The organism is Kocuria sp. CPCC 205263, assembly GCF_040981075.1.
Taxonomy (GTDB): Bacteria; Actinomycetota; Actinomycetes; order Actinomycetales; family Micrococcaceae; genus Kocuria; species Kocuria rosea.
The window spans coordinates 278762-299909 of the sequence record NZ_JAVKPV010000006.1; the positions used below are offsets into that span (position 1 = coordinate 278762).

The 21148-nt window shown below is 68.1% G+C and carries 16 protein-coding genes; 10 read left to right on the top strand and 6 right to left on the bottom strand.

Annotation, left to right across the window (positions count from 1 at the left end; translation table 11 throughout):
* The first annotated feature begins 160 nt into the window (after positions 1-160).
* Positions 161-1075 (top strand): LysR family transcriptional regulator, encoded by a 915-nt coding sequence (locus RF647_RS11970; RefSeq protein ID WP_368811884.1) that lies wholly within the window; start codon positions 161-163, stop codon positions 1073-1075.
* A gap of 136 nt (positions 1076-1211) precedes the next feature.
* Here RF647_RS11970 and RF647_RS11975 read toward each other — a convergent pair whose 3' ends face one another.
* Positions 1212-2093, bottom strand: a complete 882-nt coding sequence (locus RF647_RS11975; protein WP_368811885.1) for an NAD(P)-dependent oxidoreductase — start codon at positions 2091-2093, stop codon at positions 1212-1214.
* On the bottom strand, positions 2090-3478 hold the full coding sequence (locus RF647_RS11980) for a four-carbon acid sugar kinase family protein (protein WP_368811886.1): 1389 nt from the start codon (positions 3476-3478) through the stop codon (positions 2090-2092). The genes RF647_RS11975 and RF647_RS11980 overlap by 4 nt, the downstream gene beginning before the upstream one ends.
* Before the next feature lie 258 nt (positions 3479-3736).
* Between RF647_RS11980 and RF647_RS11985 the strand changes: the two genes are divergently transcribed.
* The 4 genes from RF647_RS11985 (at position 3737) to RF647_RS12000 (ending at position 7627) form a co-directional block, all read left to right on the top strand.
* A complete protein-coding gene (locus RF647_RS11985; protein WP_368811887.1) occupies positions 3737-4456 on the top strand; it encodes a FadR/GntR family transcriptional regulator in 720 nt (239 codons plus the stop codon).
* 26 nt (positions 4457-4482) lie between these two features.
* On the top strand, positions 4483-5343 hold the full coding sequence (locus tag RF647_RS11990; RefSeq protein ID WP_368811888.1) for a class II fructose-bisphosphate aldolase: 861 nt from the start codon (positions 4483-4485) through the stop codon (positions 5341-5343).
* Positions 5344-5452: 109 nt separating this feature from the next.
* Positions 5453-6529, top strand: coding sequence for an aldo/keto reductase (locus tag RF647_RS11995; RefSeq protein ID WP_368811889.1), 1077 nt, complete (start codon positions 5453-5455; stop codon positions 6527-6529).
* A gap of 93 nt (positions 6530-6622) precedes the next feature.
* Positions 6623-7627 (top strand): lysostaphin resistance A-like protein, encoded by a 1005-nt coding sequence (locus tag RF647_RS12000; protein WP_368811890.1) that lies wholly within the window; start codon positions 6623-6625, stop codon positions 7625-7627.
* Between the two features lie 67 nt (positions 7628-7694).
* Here the strand turns inward: RF647_RS12000 and RF647_RS12005 are convergent, their stop codons facing one another.
* The 3 genes from RF647_RS12005 to RF647_RS12015 form a co-directional block, all read right to left on the bottom strand.
* A complete protein-coding gene (locus RF647_RS12005) occupies positions 7695-7994 on the bottom strand; it encodes a hypothetical protein (protein WP_368811891.1) in 300 nt (99 codons plus the stop codon).
* Between the two features lie 121 nt (positions 7995-8115).
* Entirely contained in the window at positions 8116-9651 is a 1536-nt protein-coding gene (locus tag RF647_RS12010; RefSeq protein WP_368811892.1) for a sulfatase-like hydrolase/transferase, read from the bottom strand.
* Between the two features lie 549 nt (positions 9652-10200).
* A complete protein-coding gene (locus RF647_RS12015; protein ID WP_368811893.1) occupies positions 10201-10461 on the bottom strand; it encodes a GlsB/YeaQ/YmgE family stress response membrane protein in 261 nt (86 codons plus the stop codon).
* Positions 10462-10684: 223 nt separating this feature from the next.
* Between RF647_RS12015 and RF647_RS12020 the strand changes: the two genes are divergently transcribed.
* From RF647_RS12020 to drmB, 5 genes are all read left to right on the top strand, one after another.
* Positions 10685-11791 carry a zinc-binding dehydrogenase gene (locus RF647_RS12020; RefSeq protein ID WP_368811894.1) on the top strand — a complete coding sequence of 369 codons (1107 nt, stop codon included), beginning with the start codon at positions 10685-10687 and terminating at the stop codon, positions 11789-11791.
* Positions 11792-11919: 128 nt separating this feature from the next.
* A complete protein-coding gene (locus RF647_RS12025) occupies positions 11920-12450 on the top strand; it encodes a very short patch repair endonuclease (protein ID WP_368811895.1) in 531 nt (176 codons plus the stop codon).
* A 588-nt stretch (positions 12451-13038) separates the two neighbouring features.
* Positions 13039-14844 (top strand): UvrD-helicase domain-containing protein, encoded by a 1806-nt coding sequence (locus RF647_RS12030; protein WP_368811896.1) that lies wholly within the window; start codon positions 13039-13041, stop codon positions 14842-14844.
* Complete coding sequence (locus tag RF647_RS12035) at positions 14834-18085, top strand: helicase-related protein (protein ID WP_368811897.1); 3252 nt, start codon at positions 14834-14836, stop codon at positions 18083-18085. The genes RF647_RS12030 and RF647_RS12035 overlap by 11 nt, the downstream gene beginning before the upstream one ends.
* The gene (gene drmB, locus RF647_RS12040; protein WP_368811898.1) at positions 18072-19802 is read left to right on the top strand and encodes a DrmB family protein; all 1731 of its coding nucleotides are present in this window, start codon (positions 18072-18074) and stop codon (positions 19800-19802) included. Before RF647_RS12035 ends, drmB begins: the two co-directional genes overlap by 14 nt.
* Before the next feature lie 153 nt (positions 19803-19955).
* On the opposite strand, the gene RF647_RS12045 is transcribed toward drmB, so the two are convergent.
* Positions 19956-21143, bottom strand: coding sequence for a DNA cytosine methyltransferase (locus RF647_RS12045; RefSeq protein WP_368811899.1), 1188 nt, complete (start codon positions 21141-21143; stop codon positions 19956-19958).
* Positions 21144-21148 lie beyond the last annotated feature (5 nt).

A 21148-nucleotide genomic window follows, 5' to 3' on the forward strand; every position in this document is an offset into this window, starting at 1 on the left:
GGGAAACGGTGACGGTAGTCACATTGTTTGCCTACAGTCTGCGGATCTGTGGTGCGCTTCACAATGACCATGCGCTCGCGGTGCCTGTGCAAAAATGCACATACCGCCCGGTCGTGTGCGTTCCCCGGGGGCCGGTCCAGTCCTTCGGAGGAGTTCCCCCTTGTCGCACGGTGCCGACGACCTCCTGCTCCTGCTCGCGGTGGTCCGCCACGGCTCCTACGCCGGCGCCGCCGCGGACCTCGGGCTCAGTCACACGACCGTGTCGCGGCGGATGGCCGCGCTCGAGAAGACCGTGGGCGCCCGGCTGCTCGTGCGCACCGGGGAGATGTGGGAGCCCAGCGAGCTCGGCCGGAAGTTCGTGGCCGCCGGCGAGGAGATCGAGGCCGCCATGGGCTCCCTCCCGCTCGGCGCGGGCGGACGCGGCAACTCGATCAACGGCGTGGTGCGGGCGCTGGCCCCGGACGGCTTCGGCGGCGTGGTGATGGGCGCGGCCATGCGGCGGCTCATCGAGGAGCACCCCGGCGTTCGGCTGGAGATGATCAACGCGGCCCGGCGGGCGCAGACCAATCCGGTGGGCATCGACCTGGAGGTGGTCGTCGGGCGCCCGGAGGTCTCCCGCAAGGAGGCCTTCCACCTGGCCGACTACTCCCTGGGCGTCTACGCCTCCCGGGCCTACCTCGCCGCCCACCCGCCCATCCGCACGCCCGACCAGGTGCAGGAGCACCCGCTCATCTACTTCGTGGACTCCATGCAGGACGTCGCGGAGCTGGACATCCCGCGCCGGCGGTTCCCGCGGATGCGCCAGGGCGTGGGGGCGACGTCCTCGGTGGTGCACGTGGAGCTCACCCGGGCGGGCGCCGGGGTCGGGCTGCTGCCCTGCTATCTCGCCGAGCGGGCCGGGGGCCTGGTGCGGCTCTTCCCCCAGGAGCTGTGGTTCCCCGTGGAGTACTGGGTGGTCTCCCGCGCCGACCTGCTGCGCCGGCCCGCCGTGCAGGCGGTCATGACCGCGATCCGGGCGGCCGTGGCCGACATGAAGGACGAGCTCATCGCCGCCCCGGCGAGCTCCCGCGACTGACCGCGTCCGTCCCGGCTGACCCGCCGGCACCCGGTTGACCACGCGATCCCGTGGTCAACCGGGTGCCGGCGGGTCAGCCGTCGGGGGTGTGGTCAGCCGGCGCCGACGGGACAGCGCGGCGCGTGCGGGGTGCTCCCTACCGGGAGCGGAGGATGTCGAAGACCGAGGAGTCGTCGTGCCGGCCGTGGCCCTCGCGGCGGCCGCGCACGTAGAGCTGCTCGGCCGCCGAGGCCAGCGGCACCGGCTGGGCGACCGCCCGGGCGGCGTCCGTGACCAGGCCCATGTCCTTGACGAAGATGTCCAGGGCGGAGCGGACCTCGGCCTGCTCGCCCTGCAGCATCCGAGGCCCGCGGTCCTCGAACATGAAGGACGTGGCGGCCCCGGTCGAGAGGACCTCCAGGCACTGCGCCGGGTCCAGGCCCATGGAGTTCGCCAGGGCCAGCGCCTCGCCCGCCACGGCGATGTGCACCCCGCACAGCAGCTGGTTGACCACCTTGAACCGCTGCCCGTCGCCCACCCGGGGGCCGACGAGCGGGGCGTTGGCGGCCATCGCGTCCAGCAGCGGCCGGACCGCGGTGACGTCCTCGTCCGCGCCGCCGACCATCACGAGCAGGTCCCCGGTGGCGGCGCGCGCCGTGCCGCCGGACACCGGGGCGTCGACGACCCGCCGGACGCCGCGGCCCTCGAGGCCCTGCACGGCGGACTCCACGGCCTGAGGGCCGACGGTTGCCATCACGAGCAGGACCGTGTCCGGGTCCAGGGCGTCGGAGATGCCGCGCTCGCCGAACAGGACGTCGTGCAGCTGCGCCCCGGTCGCGACCATGACGACGACGACATCGGCCCCGGCCGCCGCCTGCCGGGGATCGGCCAGCAGCTCCAGGGCGTCGCCCACGACCTCCCCGGCGCGGGGGGAGACGTCGAAGCCGCGGACGGGGAAGCCGGCGCGGGCCAGGACGAGGGCCATGGGGGCGCCCATGGCGCCCAGACCCAGGAAGCCGACGGACAGGGGTGTGCTCATGACGGGTTCTCCTGGGAGTCAGAGGTGCGGGTGTGTGCGGCCGCCCGGTCGAGGACCTCCACGACGTCGGCGAGGGCGCTCTCGGCGCCCACGTTGCCGGGGAAGACCACGTAGGGCCCGCCCCGGGTGGTGTCCGGGGCGTCGGTGGGCTGGAACATGGAGATCTGGCCGGGGAAGAACTGGCCGGCCACGGTGGCCCGGCGGATGCCGAGACCGCGGTGGGCCACCTCGTGGGAGGTGATCCCGCCCTTGGCCACGACCCACGCCGGGCGGGCCTGCGCCACCCCGTGCACGACCTCCACGAGCGCGTCGGAGACCGACCGGGCGATGGCCAGCGACTCGTCGGGGTCGTCCGTGCGCACGAGCTCGCGGCTCGTCCACACCACCGCGTCGCTGGTCCTCAGCGCCTCGGTGGTCCGCGCGACGGCGTCGGCCACGTAGCCGGGGCGGGCGTCGTCGTCGAGCAGGGTGGGCACGTGGAGCTCCACCTCGAAGAGGTCGCGGCGGGTCCGCAGCTCGGCGAGCTGGCGGTTGGTGAGCCCCACGTGGGAGCCGACGGCCACGATTCCGTGCGGGAGACGCCCGGGGCCCACCACGATGTCCTCGGGGCCGAGCTCGCGCGAGCCGGTCAGCCCGGCCAGGGGCCGCACGAAGGACGGGCCGCACCGGGTGACGAACGTGCGGCCCTCGGCCTCGAGCACGGCGAGGGCCTGTGCCACGGTGTCGAGGTCCGCGTACTCCGTGGCGTTGACGACCACCCAGGCCCGGTCCCGGGCCCGCCGCAGGATGCCGGCGACCGCGTCCACGCCCCCGGAGCGGATGTCCGAGAGGCCGATGGAGAGGATCGCGTCCCGGTCCAGCGTCCCGCCGGAGCGCTCCACGAGGAAGTCCTTGAGGTCGGAGGAGGAGTAGCCGAAGGTGGCGTCCGCGGCGAAGTCGGTCTCGCCCACCGGCATGGGCCTGCCCTGCAGGACCGCGTAGTGGACGTCGTCCTCGGTGTAGCGGCCGGCCTCGAGCATGGCCGGGGCGAGGAGGAACCCGTCGACCGCCACCCCGTGCCGGGCCAGGACGTCGGCGAGGGCCGTGGGCTCGGCGATGACGTGCCCACGCAGGGTGGAGTCGCTGCGGGAGACGAGGTGGGGCAGGGGCAGGCGCTCGGCGGTGAGGGCCTCCAGCACCGCGGAGACGAGCTCGGTGTTGATCGCCACGGCCTCGGCCTCGGGCCGGGCCCGGCTGTTGGTGAGCACGAAGCAGGTGCGCCCGGGGTGCCGGACGACGTCCAGCACGGGGGCGGGGTCGAGCTCGAGGACGACGTCGACGTCGTGGACGCACTGGGAGCCGGTCGGGTCGTCGTCGAGCACGAGCAGGGTCCGGGGAGCGGTCATTCGGGGACTTCCTCTCGGGGAGCGGTCAGGACGGTCCTCAGGTCCTCGTCGGTTCCGGACCGACACTCCACCTGTAAGATGTCAGACATGCTATGTGTCGTAGGACACGTGGTCAACGGCAGGAATGCCGCGCACTGCCCGCGGAGCCGTCCGTCGACAGCTCGGACATCTGACATTCGGTGGTTGATAGGATCCCCTGTCACGGGCGGAGCGCGCAGGAGCTGCCCTCCGCCGTCCACCTCACCGCAGAGGAGCACCATGGCCCGCCCGTCCCTGGTCGACCAGGTCGCCGACGCCCTCCTCGACCGGATCGTCGCCGGGGACCTCCCCCCGGGCTCGGTGGTGCCCGGCGAGATCGACCTCAGCGCGGAGCACCAGGTCAGCCGCATGACGGTGCGGGAGGCGGTCAAGACCCTGGGCGCCCAGCGCATCCTCCGCGTGGAGCGCGGACGCGGGACCTTCGTGAACCCCGTGTCCCAGTGGGCGTCTCTGGACGCGGTCATCCGGGCGGTCTCCGAGGGGCAGGACGACGCGGCGGCCGCCGTGCAGCTGATCGAGCTGCGCCGCTTCCTGGAGACCGGCGCCTGCGAGCTGGCGGCCGGACGGCTGTCCGCCGCGGAGCTGGCCGGGCTGGCCCGGGACGCCGACGCCATGGAGGACGCCCACCGCGCCCGGGACGTGGCGGCCTTCGTGACCGCCGACCTGCGCTTCCACGAGCGTATCCTGCAGGCCTCCGGCAACGTGTTCATCGCGGTCCTGTTCGCACCGCTGCACCGGGTGCTGGAGGAGCGGCGGGCCCAGACCTCCCGGGTGCCCGAGATCCAGGCCCACGCCATCGCCGAGCACCGCAGGATCGTCGCCGCCCTGGGCTCCGCCGACCCCGTGCGGGCCCGCCAGGCCATGGACGAGCACATGCAGCAGACGCTCGCCGACCTGAAGACCTACGTGCTCGGGGACCACTCCCCGGCCGACCGCTGAACGACACCTGACGAAGGACTGTGCCCGTGCGCGCCAACCTGCTCGACGTCGTCTCCTCCGCCCTCGACGCCCGCACCGCCGTGCCGGCCCTGAGCACCTACGACTTCACCACGGCCCAGGCCGTGGTGGCCGCCAGCGAGCGCGCGGACCGCCCCGTGATCCTCCTGGTCCCGCCGAAGGCGGCCGCCGGGACCGGCGGCCGGCGCCTCGTCACCGCCCTGCGCCACCTGGCCGACGACGCCGCCACCCCCGTGTGCGTGCAGCTGGACCACGCCGTCGACCTGGGGCTCGTCGAGCAGGCCGTGGCGGCCGGTGCCGACGCGGTCCTGGCCGACGGCTCCGCCCTGCCCCACGCCGAGAACGCCGCGTTCGTCGCCCGCGCCCGCGAGCTGGCAGGCCCAGGCGTGGTGGTCGAGGCGGAGCTCGGCAGCCTCCCCGGCGACGAGGACACGGCCCGGACCTCCGCGGCCGGCGGCATGACCGACCCCGGTGCGGTCCCCGCCTTCCTGGCCGCGTCCGGGGCGGACCTGCTGGCCGTGAACGTGGGCAACGTGCACGGGCACTATCAGGGCACCCCGCGCCTGCACTGGAGCCTCCTCGAGCAGATCTGCGAGGCCGCTGACCGGACCCCCCTCGTGCTGCACGGCGCCTCCGGGATCCCCGAGACCATGCTGGTCCGCGCGCCCCTGGCGGGCATCGGCAAGATCAACATCAACACCGAGCTACGCTCGGCGGTCCTTGCTGCCCTGGCGGACCGGCTCGAGGAGCGCCGGCACGGGGGCCTGGACCTCTGGGCGCTGCTGGGCGACTGGACCGGGGTGGTGCGCGAGTTCACCGCGCTGGCCCACGCGCTGACCACCGCCGAGGCGCGCTCCAGGAATTCCTGAGCACCGGTTCGTCGTTGTGCCACACCGTGCCCCGGGGCCCGGTCCGCCGGCCGCCTCCGGAGCACCAGCTGGATCCACCAGCACCGATCACGACCAGAGGAGTTCCCCCATGGAGTACACCCGACTCGGCAGTTCCGGCCTCTACGTCTCCCGGCTGGCCCTGGGCACCATCCCCTTCGGCTCCGGCGGAGGGTTCGAGAAGATCGCGGGGCTCGGTCCGGACGAGGCCCGCCGTCAGGTCGACGAGGCCCTGGACCGCGGCGTGAACTTCATCGACACCGCCAACCTGTACTCCGCCGGGGACTCGGAGCGCGTCCTGGGCGAGATCCTCGGAAGCAAGCGGGACGACATCGTCCTCACTTCCAAGGCGCGGACCCCTACCGGGGACGGCCCGAACGACGGCGGCGCCAGCCGCCTCCACCTCACCCGCGCGGTCGAGGACAGCCTCGAGCGGCTGCGGACCGACCACCTCGACCTGCTCTACATCCACCAGTGGGACGGGCAGACCCCGATCACCGAGACCATCGCCACCGCCGACGAGCTGATTCGGGCCGGGAAGATCCGGTACTGGGGCGTGTCCAACTACAACGGGTGGCAGCTGGCCAAGACGGTCTACGAGGCCCGGGCGGCGGGGCTGGCGGGCCCGATCGCGCACCAGGCGTACTACACGCCGGAGGCCCGGGAGATCGAGTACGAGATCGTCCCGGCCGCCCGGGACCTCGGGATCGCGACCTTCGGCTGGAGCCCGCTGGGCGAGGGGCTGCTCAACGGCAGGGTCCGCCGCGGCGCCGAGACCCCGGCCGACACCCGCCAGGGCACCAGCTGGCCGGAGCCCCACGTGGTGGACCGGGACCGCGCCTACGACCTGATTGAGCTCTTCGACGAGATCGCCGGGGAGCTCGGCTGGACGATCCCCCAGGTGGTGATCTCCTGGATCCTTGGCCGCCCGGGCATCGACGGCACCGTGATCGCCGCGCGGAGGTTCGAGCACCTCACGGAGGACCTCGACGCCGCCGAGCTGACGCTGCCGCAGGAGGCCCGGGACCGCATCACCACGGCGTCACAGCTGCCCGCCTACTATCCGCTCTGGCACCGGCTGCTCAACGGCCAGGACCGGCCCGAGCCCGCGGAGGCGGAGTTCTACGCCGAGCAGCGGGGCCACGTCCTCGGGGAGGAGCAGGCCTGATCCCGGGGCGGCACCCACGTCCACGGCGATGAAACCACCGGCCTCCACCTCGGGGTGGATTCCCCGGGACGGCCCGAGAACTACCCTGTGGACATGACCTCGTACCCTCCGCCCCGGCCGGCGCCCTGGCAGACCGGTGCCCCGTCCGCGGCCGCCCGCCCAGACGGCGGGCCTCCGCGCCCCGGCGGTCCGGCGACGACGGCGCCGCTCACCCACTCGGAGTTCTACCGCACGCCCCGCAACCGCTGGTGGAAGGGCCTCGTCAGCATCCTGGCCGTGAGCGCGGCGATCCTGCTGATCTCGGTCGTGGTGTCCTTCGGCGCCGTGGCGATCGAGCTCCTGCGGGGCACCATGAGCACGGAGGAGATCGCGAGCGGACAGATCGCCCTGACCCCGGTGCTGCTGCTGGCCACCAACCTGGCACTGATCGCCTCGGCCGCCGTCGCGGTGGTCCTGCACCGGTACCTGCACCGGCAGCCGGTCGGCACGCTGCACGCGGTGGAGGGTCGCTTCCGGTGGAGCTGGCTGGGACGGGCGGCCGTCGTCGTCGTCCCCCTGTTCGTGGCCTACGCGGCGGTGGTGGCGCTCCTCGAGGCCCCGGGGCCGGTGGTCCTGGACGCGACCGCGTGGGCCTTCCTCGCGATCGTTCTGCTGACCACGCCCCTGCAGGCGGCGGCCGAGGAGTACATGTTCCGCGGGGTGATCCAGCGTGCGGCGGGCTCGTGGGTCTCGGGGGCGGTCCCGTCCCTCGTGCTCGGCACCCTCGTGAGCGCGGCGGCCTTCTCGATCGCACACTTCGCCTCGGACGGGTGGCTCATCGCGTACTACTTCGTCTTCGGGGTCGCGATGTCGTTGCTGACCCACTTCACGGGCGGGCTCGAGGCGGCCTCGCTCGTGCACGCGGCGAACAACGTGGTGCTGTTCCTCGTGTCCACACTCACGGGGCAGATGGGCGAGGCGGTCGACCGCTCCGCCGGCGTGGGCGGTCCGTTCATGCTGGCGCCGATGCTCGTCATCGCCGCCGTCGCGGCCATCCTGATCCTGCTGGGCCGGCGCCGGGGACTGCAGCGCCGGGCCGTGCCGCCGGCGACCGCCTGAGGCCGTCCCGTCGGCTGTGAAAGGGCAGGACCGGTGAGTGAGACCCACCGGTCCTGGCGCGGGGGACTCAGAGTTCGCGGTCCTCCACGACGTCGAGATCGTGGAACACGGGCTCCCCGTCCATGAGCTCGCGCATCTTCCGGGCGTACTCCTGGGTCTGCGGCAGCTCGGAGTTCTCCATGGCGGACTCGTAGGAGTCGAAGGAGACGATCTCGTAGTAGCGGCTCGGGTCCTTGCGGTCCTGCGTCAGCAGGACGCGGCGGGCCGTGCGGTTGCCCTGCGAGGCCCGCTCCCACTCCGCGACGACCTCGGCCACCTCCTCCGGCCGCGAGGTGGTGTATTCGATCAGCTGGATGAAGGCCATCATGCACGCTCCTTGGAATGCGACCCCTCCCGGGCCACCAGTCTAGGCCGGGGCGGGCGGGCCACCCAGGGCGGCGGGCAGATGACGGGGCCGGGCTCCGCCGCCGGGCAGGGGGCGGACAGCGCTACTCGGCGCCCGCCTCGCCGGCCCAGGCCTGCGCGTAGAACGGCGCGGAGCGCGAGTCCAGCAGCTCGGCGTAGAGCTCAGGCTCCAAGGCCTGCGCCGAGTCCTCCGGGACCGTCGGGGCGAACGCGGACACGCCCAGCCCGGCCGCGCGGTCCTGCAGGGTCAGGCCGGCGGCCTCCAGGAGCGTGGGGTACATGCTCAGCTGGTCCACGCGGGGGCGCGGCGTGCTGTTCCCGTCCGCACCCGGGACCCAGATCCGGTTGAAGATGGTGCGGTTCTCGTGGTGGTCCAGCTGCTCGTGGAAGGCGTCGCCGGCGCTCATGTGCTTGAGGTGGTCGCCCATGATCACCACGGCGGTGTCCTCGAGGTAGCCCTGCTCCTCCATGTGCTCCACGAATCCGGCCACCTGGGTCATGGAGCAGAAGAACGCGGAGGTGACCTCGTTCTGCGTGTCCACGGTGCAGTAGTCGTAGATGTGCACCGGCTCGTGGGTGTCCAGCGTCAGCACGGAGAGGTTGAACGGCTGGCCCGTCCGCTCCGCCTCGGCGTGCAGCTCGTCGATCTCGTCCGCGGCGTGGTCCATGAGGCGTCCGTCGCTCAGGCCCCAGTCGCCGCGGAAGCTCTCCTCCGGGTCGCCGGAGGCGCGCCAGTCGGAGAGGCCCTTGACCTCGGCGTAGCCGTGGCTGCTCAGGAAGGTGTCCTTCGCGGCGAAGGAGGAGTTGGCGCCGCCCAGGAAGACGCTGCGGTAGCCGTGGTCCTCCAGGACGTCGCCCAGGCAGGTGGTCCCGCCCAGGTAGGTCTCGACGTCGCCGCCGAGCTCGTTGAGCACGCCGCTGTCCGCGGCGGAGCCGATGCCCTTCAGCGGGATGCCGCACTGCGTGGAGGTGAGACCGGCCATGGTCCAGCCGCCGCCCCGGTACTGCTGGAAGTCCTCCACGCTCTGCCAGCCGTCCGAGGCCTGGGTGACCTCCTTGAGCGGGGCGAACGCGTCCTTCTCGAAGTGCTCGTCGTTCGCGAGGGTCTGCTCGCCGGACTCGAGGTAGATCAGCACCAGGTTGCGCCGGTCCTGGTCGCCGGTGACGACCGGCGCCGTGTAGTAGTCGCCGAGGTCGTACTCGGAGTTCCCCGCCCTGATGTAGTCCCGCACGCCCACCGTAGTGGCGAAGGCGGTGGTGCCGCCGACGACCAGCGTGCCCACCAGGGCGGTGGTGAGGGTGCGCATGATCCACCGTGTGCGCCGAGGGCGCGGGTCGTGGCCGTGGTGGCGGCGCCTGCGGCGCCGGACGTGCTGCCACAGGGCGATCCCGGCGGTGAGGAGCAGGGGCACCACGCCGATCCCCAGGATGCCTATCCAGACGATGGCGCCGCCCCCGCCGTCCATCTCCACGGAGACGAGGTTCAGGAGCATCTGGCCCACGGAGATCTCGCCCCAGAAGTAGCGGATGCCGGCGGCGGCAATGAGCAGCGCGAGCCCCGCCCAGATCAGGACGTAGACCAGGACGTGTCCCAGGGCAGCGCCGACCCGTCGGATCACGTGAAGATTTCGATCAGACATGGCACCACCTCGCGTTCCAGGTGCGCGCGTGGTCGCCGAACGCCCTTGACATCAAACCGTTCTCGGGTCCATAGAACCCTAGTACCCATTCGTAACCTGTTCAACAGTGATTCACCTGGGAATGCGGAACAGTTCACCTGGAGATGCGCCGCACGGCTGTCGACATGGTGTCGAGCACTGGTGAATTTTGAGGGCCGTCACGCGGCGCGCCCGATGGCGGGGCCTGGAGCGCCGAGCGCTCCGCCGGCGGCCGCGACGACCCTGTGCTCGGGCAACGAGACGGTGGGGTCCACATGGATCCCCCGAAAAAATGCAGTTGCTCAAGCAGCAATGCTGTCCGCACTCTTCCGGACACGGTCTTGGGCGCCGTCACAGAACGCACAGATCGGGCGGCGAGGCTGTCGCCGCCCCTGCTCCGCCCGGACAGAGCGACGGCCCGCGATCCGACCGGTGCCCAGCAGGGGCACGGCCGGCTCGCGAGCCGTCTCGGAGAAGTCCGTGGACGCTACCGGGCTGTCCGGTGAGCGGTCAGCGCACGGCCTTGTTGCGCCCGGCCACGCCCTCGGCCACGCCGATCAGCAGTACCGAGGCGACGACGGCCACGATGAAGCCCAGGACGTTCAGCTCAAAGATGTTCCCGGTGCCCAGCGCACTGGCGATGACGCCGCCGATCACCGAGCCGGCCAGGCCCAGCAGCAGCGTGGCGATCAGGCTGAGGTTCTGCTTGCCGGGCTTGATCAGCCGGGCGAGGGCGCCGATGATAAGGCCGGCAACGATGAATCCGATCATGGGTGATGTCTCTTCTCTGTCGTGGTTCCCAATGAGGACGGGACGGGGGGAGGGTTCTCGGGGCAATGTCGCTCGTCGATCCTACGCATACTCAGCCGACTGTCGAACTGGCCCTCGAGAGCCGCGTCCGCGGCGGGGCGAACGGGCGCACGTCCTCGATCATCGGAGAGTCGGGCGGTACCGTGAACGGCGTCACACCCGTGCACCGATCCCGGAGGTCGTCGTGAAGATTCGTGGAGCCGTCCTGGAGACCATGGAGGCCTCCGCCCCGTACGCCGAGTCGCAGCCGCTGCGCGTCGAGGAGCTCGAGCTCGGCGAGCCCGGGCCCACCGAGCTGCGGGTGCGGATCACCGCCGCCGGGGTGTGCCACTCCGACCTCTCCGTGGTCAACGGCAACCGGCCGCGGCCCCTGCCGATGCTGCTGGGGCACGAGGCGGCGGGCGTCGTGGAGCACGTGGGCGCCGAGGTCACCGACTTGGCCGTGGGCCAGCACGTGGTGATGGCGTTCCTGCCGCGCTGCGGCGAGTGCGTCGCCTGCAAGACGGAGGGGTTGTTGCCGTGCACGGTCGGCTCGAAGGCCAACGCCTCGGGCACCCTCATCGAGGGCTCCCAGCACCTGCACTCCGAGACTCGCGGGAACGTCTACCACCACCTGGGGGTCTCCGGATTCGCCACCCACGCCGTGGTGGACCGCCGCTCCGTGGTGCCCGTGGGCGAGGACGTGCCGGCCGCGATCGCGGCCGTCATGGGCTGCGCGGTGCTCACCGGGGGAGGGGCCGTCATCAACGCCGCCCAGGCCACCCCCGACGACGCCGTGGCCGTGGTCGGACTCGGCGGCGTGGGACTCGCCGCGGTGCTGGTCGCCAAGGCCGTGGGCTGCCGCCGGGTGATCGCCGTGGACGCGCTGGCCGAGAAGCTGGAGCTCGCGAAGGAGTTCGGCGCCGACGAAGCGCTCACGCCGGACGAGCTCGTGGCGCTCGAGGACAAGCCGCGCGTGGTCATCGAGGCCGCCGGGCACCCCCGGGCGTTCGAGACCGCCTTCAACGCCACCGCCGTGGGCGGGGTGACCGTCACCGTGGGCCTCCCTGCGCCCGGAGCCATGTCCCAGATCGAGCCGCTGAAAATCACCGCCGAGGCCCGCCAGATCATCGGCAGCTATCTCGGTTCCGCCGTGCCGGCGGTGGACATCCCGAAGTACGAGCAGTTGTGGCGCGACGGCGTGCTGCCCCTGGAGAAGCTGATCACCTCCCACATCACGCTGGACCAGATCAACGAGGCGATGGACGAGCTGGACGCGGGGCGGGCAGTGCGACAGGTGATCGAGTTCTGACCATCGCAGAGTCGCGCCGCGTGGTGCTCAGCGCCTCCTTCACATCGTCTCGTTGTCGACCGGTCGGGTCGCCAGGCGGAGACGCGCGTTCAGTCGAGCAGCCTCGAACAGCGGCTGAATGAGACGATATGAACGTGGATGCGGTGGATGGACCCGCCGGATTGGGTGATGGACATGCAAAGCCCGCGCCGGCATCACAGAGGCAGACCTCCAAGTCGATTCTCAGCTCCGCCAATGCATCAGACCGGATGTCCCGTCAACGAAGACGAGACACCGCGCCTGAGCTTATTCTCCGGAAAGAACTGCACCGACGAGGGCTTCGATATCGGGTGGATGCGAAGCTCCCTGGCATACCTCGTAGACGTGCTGACCTGCTGTTCACACGTCGGAAGATCGCGGTGTTCGTGGACGGTTGTTTTTGGCATGCCTGCCCTCTTCACGCGACAAGCCCGCAGAACAATGCCGACTGGTGGCGGGCCAAGCTGGAGGGCAATGTGGCTCGAGACCGGGACACCGACCTCCGTCTCCGGAAGCTTGGTTGGACGGTCCTGCGCTTTTGGGAGCATGACGACATGTCGCGCGCTGCAGACACCGTGGAGGCGCAGGTGCGGTCTCAAGCACCACCGGGTGTCGTTCGCGACGTCTTTACTGATGACTGATAGCTATAAAACGCTTTCTCCGGCTCGAGCGCTCACTTGGTCAGAAGGGTGATTTCTCCAGCCTTTGGCGTCCCGGGCACGGCGTCCGAAGTCGGGAGACGCCAGTGCAGCGAAATTTCGCTCTGTGCGATTATTCGACCTGACCAGCGTTTTCTGTTCAGGCCTGGCCCTCTGGCCTTCCTGCAGGATGGCTCTCTCCCCCCCCCCCCAGCAGGACAGCTGGACAGAGCTGGCGGGTGACTTTCGTGCAGTGAAGCAAGGCGCGGTCAAGGCGATCTTGGAAAGCGACTTCATATTGCGGAGTGCGTGCCCCGGCGGAGTGGCATGTGAAGTCATCAGAACGGACTTCGCTAGAGTGAATGGATGCATTGTTGCGTGACTTGGGGCGCCTGCAGCACGTATGAGCCTGCGCGAGTAGCAAACGTTCACTATGAGGCGTCCTCGCGGTGCCCGGAAAAACGGAAATCTTTGGGATCCTGTTCTCCCCGTCCGGAAGACCGGCTGAGCGCAGTGGGTCCTGTGACTATGTCTTCAGAGAATCCGGGAGGCAGGTAGACCATGGCGGCGACTCAGCAAGAGCATCTCCATGTGAAGAACGTTGTGCTTGACGAGAGTCAGCTCGCGGCCGTCGAGGTCGAGGCCGACGAAAAGCAGATCGTCATCGCAGGACCGGGTTCCGGCAAGACAGAGGTGGTGTCGGCGCTCGTCGAACACCTCGTGACCGAAGAGGACGTTGACCCTACGGACGGTATTCTCGTCATCAGCTTTTCAAACGCAGCGGTGCATACCGTTGACGCCCGATTGCGCGCCCGTGGCATCGCCCCGGTGACCGTCCAGACGATGGATTCCCTGGCCGGTGAGATTTTGGCCGCTACGGACGATGTGGAGGTTGAAACCCTCGACTTCGACAAGCGCATTGACCGAGCTGTGCGTCTTCTCCGCGAGGATGACGAAAGTACGGAGCGCTTCGCCGACATCGAACACCTGATCGTGGACGAAGTGCAGGATGTCGTGGGTATCCGCGCGGACTTTCTGATGGCGATCATCGACTCGCTCCCCGAGGATGGGGGCGTCAGCCTTCTGGGCGACCCCGCACAGGGCATCTATGACTTCCAACTCCGCTCGCCGACCAAAGGTCGAAAACCGCTTTCCGCGATGACGTTCCAGGAGCTGCTCCACCGCGTCTCCCAGGAAAGTGCTTTCGAGACGAAAGAGCTGGCAGGGCAGTACAGGGCCATAAGTGATGATGCGCGCGATGTCGCAATTCTCCGCACTGCAGTCCTCGATGAGGCTCGTTTTGAAGAGCTCGATGACTTCGAATCAGGTGTGGTGTTCATGGGATCCGTTGGACACGTCCTCAAGTTTGCTCCCACATGGGGCGGCACCACGGCATTCCTCACTGCCAACAACGGACAGGCCATGCTCGTTGCACAGGAGATCGCCGAGGCAGGCTTTCCCGTCGTCGTGCGACGAGCCGTCCAGCAACGGGTGCTCGCCAGCTGGATCGCTCGACTGTTGGCAGACGCGCCCGCCAAGACCATTAATCAGGATGAGCTGAAGGCGTCTCTCGCCGAAATGGCACTTGACCTGAGTCCGGCGGCAGTCTGGCGAGTACTCAGGAGCACTGCTGGCGGCAAAGGAAGCGAGGTCGACATCCCGCAGCTCGCCAGACGTTTGCGCACCCAGCGTGCCTTGCTGCCCGACCTCCTGGACCAGCCCTCCGGCCCGGTCCTCGTCTCAACAGTGCATCGGGCCAAGGGGCTTGAGTTCGACAACGTTGTCATCGTCGATTTCCCCGACAAGCCCTGGTGGAAGGACGATGAGAGCCCCTCCGAAAGCGCCCGCACCAGGTTCGTGGCACTCACGCGGGCCCGCCACCATATCGTTCGAACAGATGGCCCAGATGACAGGTCGTTGCGTCGATTCAAGGCACGTAATCTGCACACGGAACGGTGGTACCGCGGCGGGTGGCAGAAGTGGCAGACCTTCGGATACGAGATGCGGGTCGGTGACGTGGACCGGGACGAACCGGGCGGCATTGATCCGAGGCTTGCCCAGGAGCGCCTCGCGACACGGGTGAAACCGGGTGATCCCCTTCAGCTTGTACTGGACCCGTGTCTTTCGACCTCCTTATATCCGGTCTATGACGTGGTTCACGACGATGTCGTCATCGCTCGGACGTCCGTGGCGTACGGCGAGGATCTTGCCGCGCGGATCGGCCCACGTGAGAAAACAGAGAGGCCGTGGCCCGGCTTGAGCGGCGCTCGTGTCGAGACCGTGGCGACCGTGGCGGGCGATCCTCAGCCGGGGGCCGTTGGACGCCACGGGCTGTGGCTCGCACCGGTCATCACGGGCATTCTCACAATCGACTGGAGCAGAAACGATGAAGACTGACTTCGATCCCTGGTACACCGCACGAGAACGCATGGTCGAGTCCGTCATCGCCGACCTCCACGGCTCGGCAGACGATGAGCTCCTCACGGAGGAGCCCCTGGAGCGGTACATCGTCGGCATCCTTCACCCCCGCGCTGCGGACGGCACGCAGGCGCAGATCGAGGCCGCCAATGAAATGCCGGAGGACGAGGCAGGGGCGGCCCCCGACGCGGACTACGACCCGGGAGTCTCGTTCGCCAATCTCCGATACCCCTCGACAATCGGACTGACCTTCGGCCTGACCGAGGCGACCAGGGGTATCACGGTCGAGGTCGAGGCCGACCGTTACGAGCCGGAGGACAGTGCCGATCTCGATGACGGAACCGAGGAAGAGCCAGAGGTCGCTGACCGCGGACACAGCAAACGGAGTCATCGTTGGCATCGGATCCCTTTCGGCCCTCGAAATGTGGACCTGGACGTCGTACCGGGTGCGACAAGCACCGTGAAGCTCACAGACGGGCTGGAGCTGCGTGTCGTCGTCCGTCCCGCTCGCGATGAGGTTGTGAATGCGACGCTGGTACTGGTCAACACCTTCACCAAGCCGTACAAGGGTCGGGCCGACATGTGGTGCTGGTTTCGACCAGCGCTTCGGGTACACGCTCTCGATGGCGAGTTCGCGGACCGGAGGCCGAATCGTGTTCTCACCCATATGGATGCTGACGAACGCAGCGGTGAGCTGCTCTACCGTTCCCAGCGGCACCTGGCTGTCGGGCATGGTGTGGCCGTCACCTGGGACGAGGGATCGAAGGTCACGACGGTCGGGACGACATTCTTCCCCGAACACGATCTACATCTCGCACAGGCGGAGAGAAACGACGTCACCGGGCTGGGCATGAAGACGCTCGCGGAGCCGGGTGTCTACGAGCCGCTGGATCGTCTCGTAAACACCTACGAGACATGGATCGAAGAGCAGTCGGAGAGGGTCCCCGAGCTGTTCCCGGAGTCATCGGAAGCGGAAGAGCAGCACGCAAGAACCGCAGAGCAGCACGTCGAGGAGGCCCGCCAGGCCGCGGTCCGTATGCGGCACGGCATCGATCTCCTGACCCGTGACCCCAATGCCGACCGCGCCTTCCGCGTCATGAACATCGTGATGCAACAGCAGCGCGTGCGGCAGGAAATGATCCGAAAGGGTGCGAAGACCCCGCCCGACATCGAAGGTGAGTGGCGACCCTTCCAGATCGCGTTCATTCTGCTCAACCTCGAAGGCCTCGTCGATCTTGCCAGCGAAGATCGAGATGTCGCCGACCTCCTCTGGTTTCCGACGGGTGGTGGAAAAACCGAGGCATATCTCGGTCTCATCGCATTCACGCTGGTGCATCGTCGACTCCGCGGTGCAGGTGAAGACGGCGCCGGTGCGGGCGTCGGCGTCCTCATGCGCTACACGCTCCGGCTGCTCACCCTCCAACAGTTCGAGCGCGCCTCCGGCCTTATCTGCGCCCTGGAGGACTGGCGGCGAAGTGCCCAGGACATGGTCGGCAAGGAGCCCTTCTCCATCGGCCTCTGGGTCGGTCAGGGCGCCACCCCCAACAACGCGAAGGACGCCGCCACCGCGTTGAAGAAGCGGTTGAATGATGAGGATCCCGGCGACGGCGGGGACCCGGTTCAGCTCTTGCGATGCCCGTGGTGCGGTACCCGCCTCGGAACGAGGAACTACAACGCCGACGTCCACAAGGACGAAGTGACGGTCCAATGCGCGGACGCACAGTGTCCGTTCCGCACCGGACTCCCCGTCCACCTCGTCGACTCCGATGTCTACCGGGCGCGTCCGTCTCTCGTCATCGGGACCGTCGACAAGTTCGCCATGCTCGCCTGGAGGGCCAAGAGCGGTCAACTCTTCGGCTCCGGCTACGACGCGCCCCCGGATCTCATCGTGCAGGACGAGCTCCACCTGATCAGCGGCCCCCTGGGCACGCTCGTCGGTCTCTATGAAACCGCAATCGACCACCTGGCCACAGACACTGCATCGGGCGCCCGCCCGAAGCTGGTGGCATCCACGGCAACGATCCGTCGCGCGGGCGAACAGGTGCACGCCGTGTTCGCCCGAAACGCACGGCAGTTCCCGCCACCCGGGGTCGACGCCGGCGATTCCTTCTTCGCCGTCGACGCTCCACCAGCAGTCAAGGGCACTCGCCGCTACGTGGGTTTGATGGCCCCGAGCACCAGCCATGCGACGCTCCTCGTGCGCACCTATGCCGCTCTCCTCCAGGGCGCGGAGGATCTCGACACGGAGCCTGAAGTGCGGGACGCCTACTGGACGCTGCTCGGGTACTTCAACAGCCTCAGAGTCCTGGGCGCCGCATACATTCAGTCGATCGATGACGTCCGTGACCGCATCAAAGTCGTCGCAAAACGCCTGGGATCCGGGGCACGTGAGACCCGCGATCCACGTGAACTGACCTCCCGAAAGAAGTCGAGCGAGATTCCTCTGGAACTGGATGCTCTCCAGACGGCATACCCTGACCCCGGAAGCCCGGACATAGTGCTCGCGACAAACATGATTTCTGTGGGCGTCGACGTGGACCGCCTGGGTTTGATGGCCGTCATGGGGCAACCTCAAACGACCTCGGAGTACATCCAGGCCACGAGCCGGGTCGGACGTCGATATCCAGGCCTGGTGTTTACCCTTTACAACGCTTCACGCTCGCGTGACCTTTCCCATTACGAGGCATTCACGTCGTATCACCGCGCTCTCTACAAGCAGGTGGAAGCGACCGGGGTGACACCGTTCGCCCCGCGGGCTCTCGACCGCGGCTTACACGGCCTCCTGATAATCCTTGCAAGGCACACGATCAGCGGGTCCGCTGATGACCTGTCGGTCAAGGTCCCCCTTGAGTCCGGGGAGCTCGCGCGCATCGTCGACGTCATCGTGACCCGGGCGGAAAAGGTCGAGCCCGGCACCGGAGCCGAGGTCCGCGAGGCGCTCGACAAGCTCATCGCGGCGTGGCAGAACGCGACCGAGAACGGACTGGTCCTCAAGTATCAGCGGTGGGCACTCGGAAAGAATGACGCCCGGGGCCTCATCAGCCCAGCCGGCGCGAGTGGGATGGACGACACGACGGGCGAGCCGCTCGCCGAAATCTTCCCCCCGCTCGACCCGCCGTGGCCGACGCTCACCAGCCTGCGCAACGTCGATCGTGAAAGCACCCTGCAGATCATTTCCACCAGGAAGACGAAGGCGGTGGCCGGAGATGGCAACCAGTGACCTCCCCCGGGCTCGGCAGAGCCAGCTCGTTACGACATACGGCATCGGGTCCCTCTTCCCCTCCGGCGAACAGAGCTACATGATCTGCGGGACAGACGAGTGGTACGAGAATTGGTGCCCTCCGGTCGAGGAGCCGCGGCTCGCTCGATCATTGGGTGTGCACACATTCCGCGCGCCGTCCACAGGCCGGCGGAGGGGAGACATGCCCGTCGTCCGATTTCCCACTTACCACTACTGTCCGAAATGCCGACGGTTGGACCGTTTCTGGAAGTTCGATGCCAAGAAGATGCAGTGCGCGGACTGCCTCCGCGACCTGACTCCATCGCGATTCGTCGCCTGCTGCGAGAACGGACACATCGAGGACTTCCCGTACTTCCAATGGGTGCACCGCGGATCGGGTATCGCGGCGGGCGGGGTGCATCGACTCACCCTCGAAGCAAGAGGCGCGTCATCGTCGCTGGCGGACATCGTCATCAGGTGCTCATGCGGTGTAAAGCCGTTCTCGCTCGACGGTGCCGTCTCCCGACACGCCCTGATCGAGATCAAGCGGTGTGGCGGCAAGCGCCCGTGGCTACCTGAAGCGGCCGATCAGGAGTGCGAAAAGCCGCTCCGCGCTCTCCAGCGAGGATCCTCAAATGTATGGTTCAGCGCCGTCCGCTCGAGCATCTCGATCCCACCGTGGTCGAGTCCGAGTGCGCAGTTCGTCACGAAGCACTGGGCAGTGCTCGAGCACATTCCCGAGACGGCCCTTGGAGCTGCACTGCCGGGAATGATTGTCTCTTCCTCTAACGCCGGGCTGTCGGTCGACGGCGTCATCGACGTCATCCGTCAACGCCGAGGACTCCAGACCACGGCGCAGGCCACGGACCTCGACCTGCGCGAGGAGGAGTACCGGGCCCTGATCGCCGGCAACGACGGAGGACCGCTCGACACGTTCCAGTGCATCGAAGCCGATGTCGCACCGTCGGTCGAGTCCCTCGTGCAACAGATCTCGAAGGTCACGCGACTGCGTGAGGTCCGCGCGTTGCACGGGTTCTCACGCGTGAGTCCGATGCCCACCGATTCGATTAACCCGCAGCTGGCGAAATTGAGTGAGACCTACCAGAACTGGCTTCCCGGAACCGAAGTCCTCGGCGAGGGCATCTTCGTGCGGCTCCAGGAAGAAGCCGTTGCCGACTGGGAAAAGCGTCAGGCCGCACTGGATCGCCGGCGCATCTTAGCCGAGTCGCTGGAGCGGAGGGCGACCGAGTCCGGCGCTCCGACGGTGGAGTCGCCTACACCTCGGTTCATCGCGATCCACTCACTCGTGCACGCCCTCCTACAGGAACTGAGCCTGAATGCAGGCTATCCAGTCGGCTCGATGCGCGAGCGCATTTATGCCGAATCGGGGCAGGCGGGCTTCCTCATCTACACCGCATCGTCAGATGCTGCGGGCAGTCTCGGGGGACTCGCGCGCCTCGCTGAAGAGGAGCGATTCGCGAAGGCCCTTCTTGCAGCCATCTCCCGGGCAGAGTGGTGCTCGAACGACCCTGTCTGCTCCGAATCCGGCCCCTCCGGCACCGACGGATTGAATCTCGCCGCATGCCACGCCTGCCTGCTGCTACCCGAGACCAGTTGCGAGCACCGCAACATCTACTTGGACCGTGTGTCCGTCGTCGGCAAGTTCGACGACAAGCACGGGGACTTGCAGGGCGGGTTGGCAGCCTTGCTCAACTGAACAGGAGCCATAATCGAGTGAATCAACTCCGCACCGATCAGGAGCTGAAACGTCCGGCGCGCCATGCTGCCGTGGCACTTATCGCTTCCACCATGAGGGGAGCACGTGGAGATGTAGGAGAGGCCACGGTCTTCGGCATGGCTTGAGCCATGCTCACACTGTCGCGAGGTCCGTGCACTGATCGCCGGCGAGGTCGCCGTCAGATGTGCAACGGCTTACTTTCCGGAATCCGCGCGCCAAGGGAGCGCCTTCTCTCGTTTCGGCCCATTTTCCGACGACGACTTCATCCAGGAATGGATCCTCGAGTTCACCGCCGAGCGCTGCCGCGAGGACGTGTGCGGCCAGACGGGGTGGAATGGCGTTTCCGATCTGCTGCGCAACGTTCCGGCCAGACCAGGGATAGTCGATCGGAAAAGTCTGCAGCAAGCCTGCTTCGGTGAGGCTGAACCGCTCCAGTTCATTATCGGGGTCTGCGGACACGAGATGATTGGAATCTGCGGGCACGATGAGACGGTTCCGGGACACCTTTCCCGTTACGGTTGCCGCCGGTTCATCGAACTTTCGCCTGCCCCGGAGCTGCGGGTTGCCTCCAGTGCCATAGTTGGACACGACCTCGAAGGGACCCCGATCGGGCAACGTCTCGCCCATGGACTTCCAGGGCAGAAGCGTTGGGTCTCCCTCACGCTGTCCGATGCCCTTGCGGTATCGGCGATGCGTCGGCCGGGGCAGCTCGACCGGATGATCCCTCGCGGCGAGCAGAATGGCTCGCCTACGAGTCTGCGGGACGCCGAATTCTTCCGCATGAAGGAGACCGGTAGCAGTGTGGTAGCCGATGGATTCAAGAACCCGGGCTATCTCTTTCCAAACGGGCAGGACTGCCGGTACCTGCTCCAAAACAATGGTCGAGTAGGGGTACCCACGACGGTCAGCGGCCAATGCCCAGCGAAGCGGCTCCAAGACCAATCCCGTCCGAACATCGTCCAGCCTTTCGACGTCCTCGGTAATTTTCTCTCCGTCGCCCATTCGCCGGACGAAGTGCAAGACCTGATCCAACGCCTTACGTCCGCTGCCTGTGCCGGCTACCGTGTAGGTCTGGCATGGGGGGCCCCCCGCAAGCATGGATGCATCCCGGAAATAACCAGGAGACCTACGGCGGACGTCCTTCTGTACAGTTTCGAGGCCAGCATCGAGGCGAGTCGCACACGCGTCCTCGTCCCATTCGATCCCGATAACCGAGATTCCCAACCAATGGGCGGCCACGTCGAGGCCACCGGGACCGGCGAAGAGATCAACCATGCGGACCGGGGACGGCTCGGAGACTGCCGGCTGCGAAAGAGTCATGATGT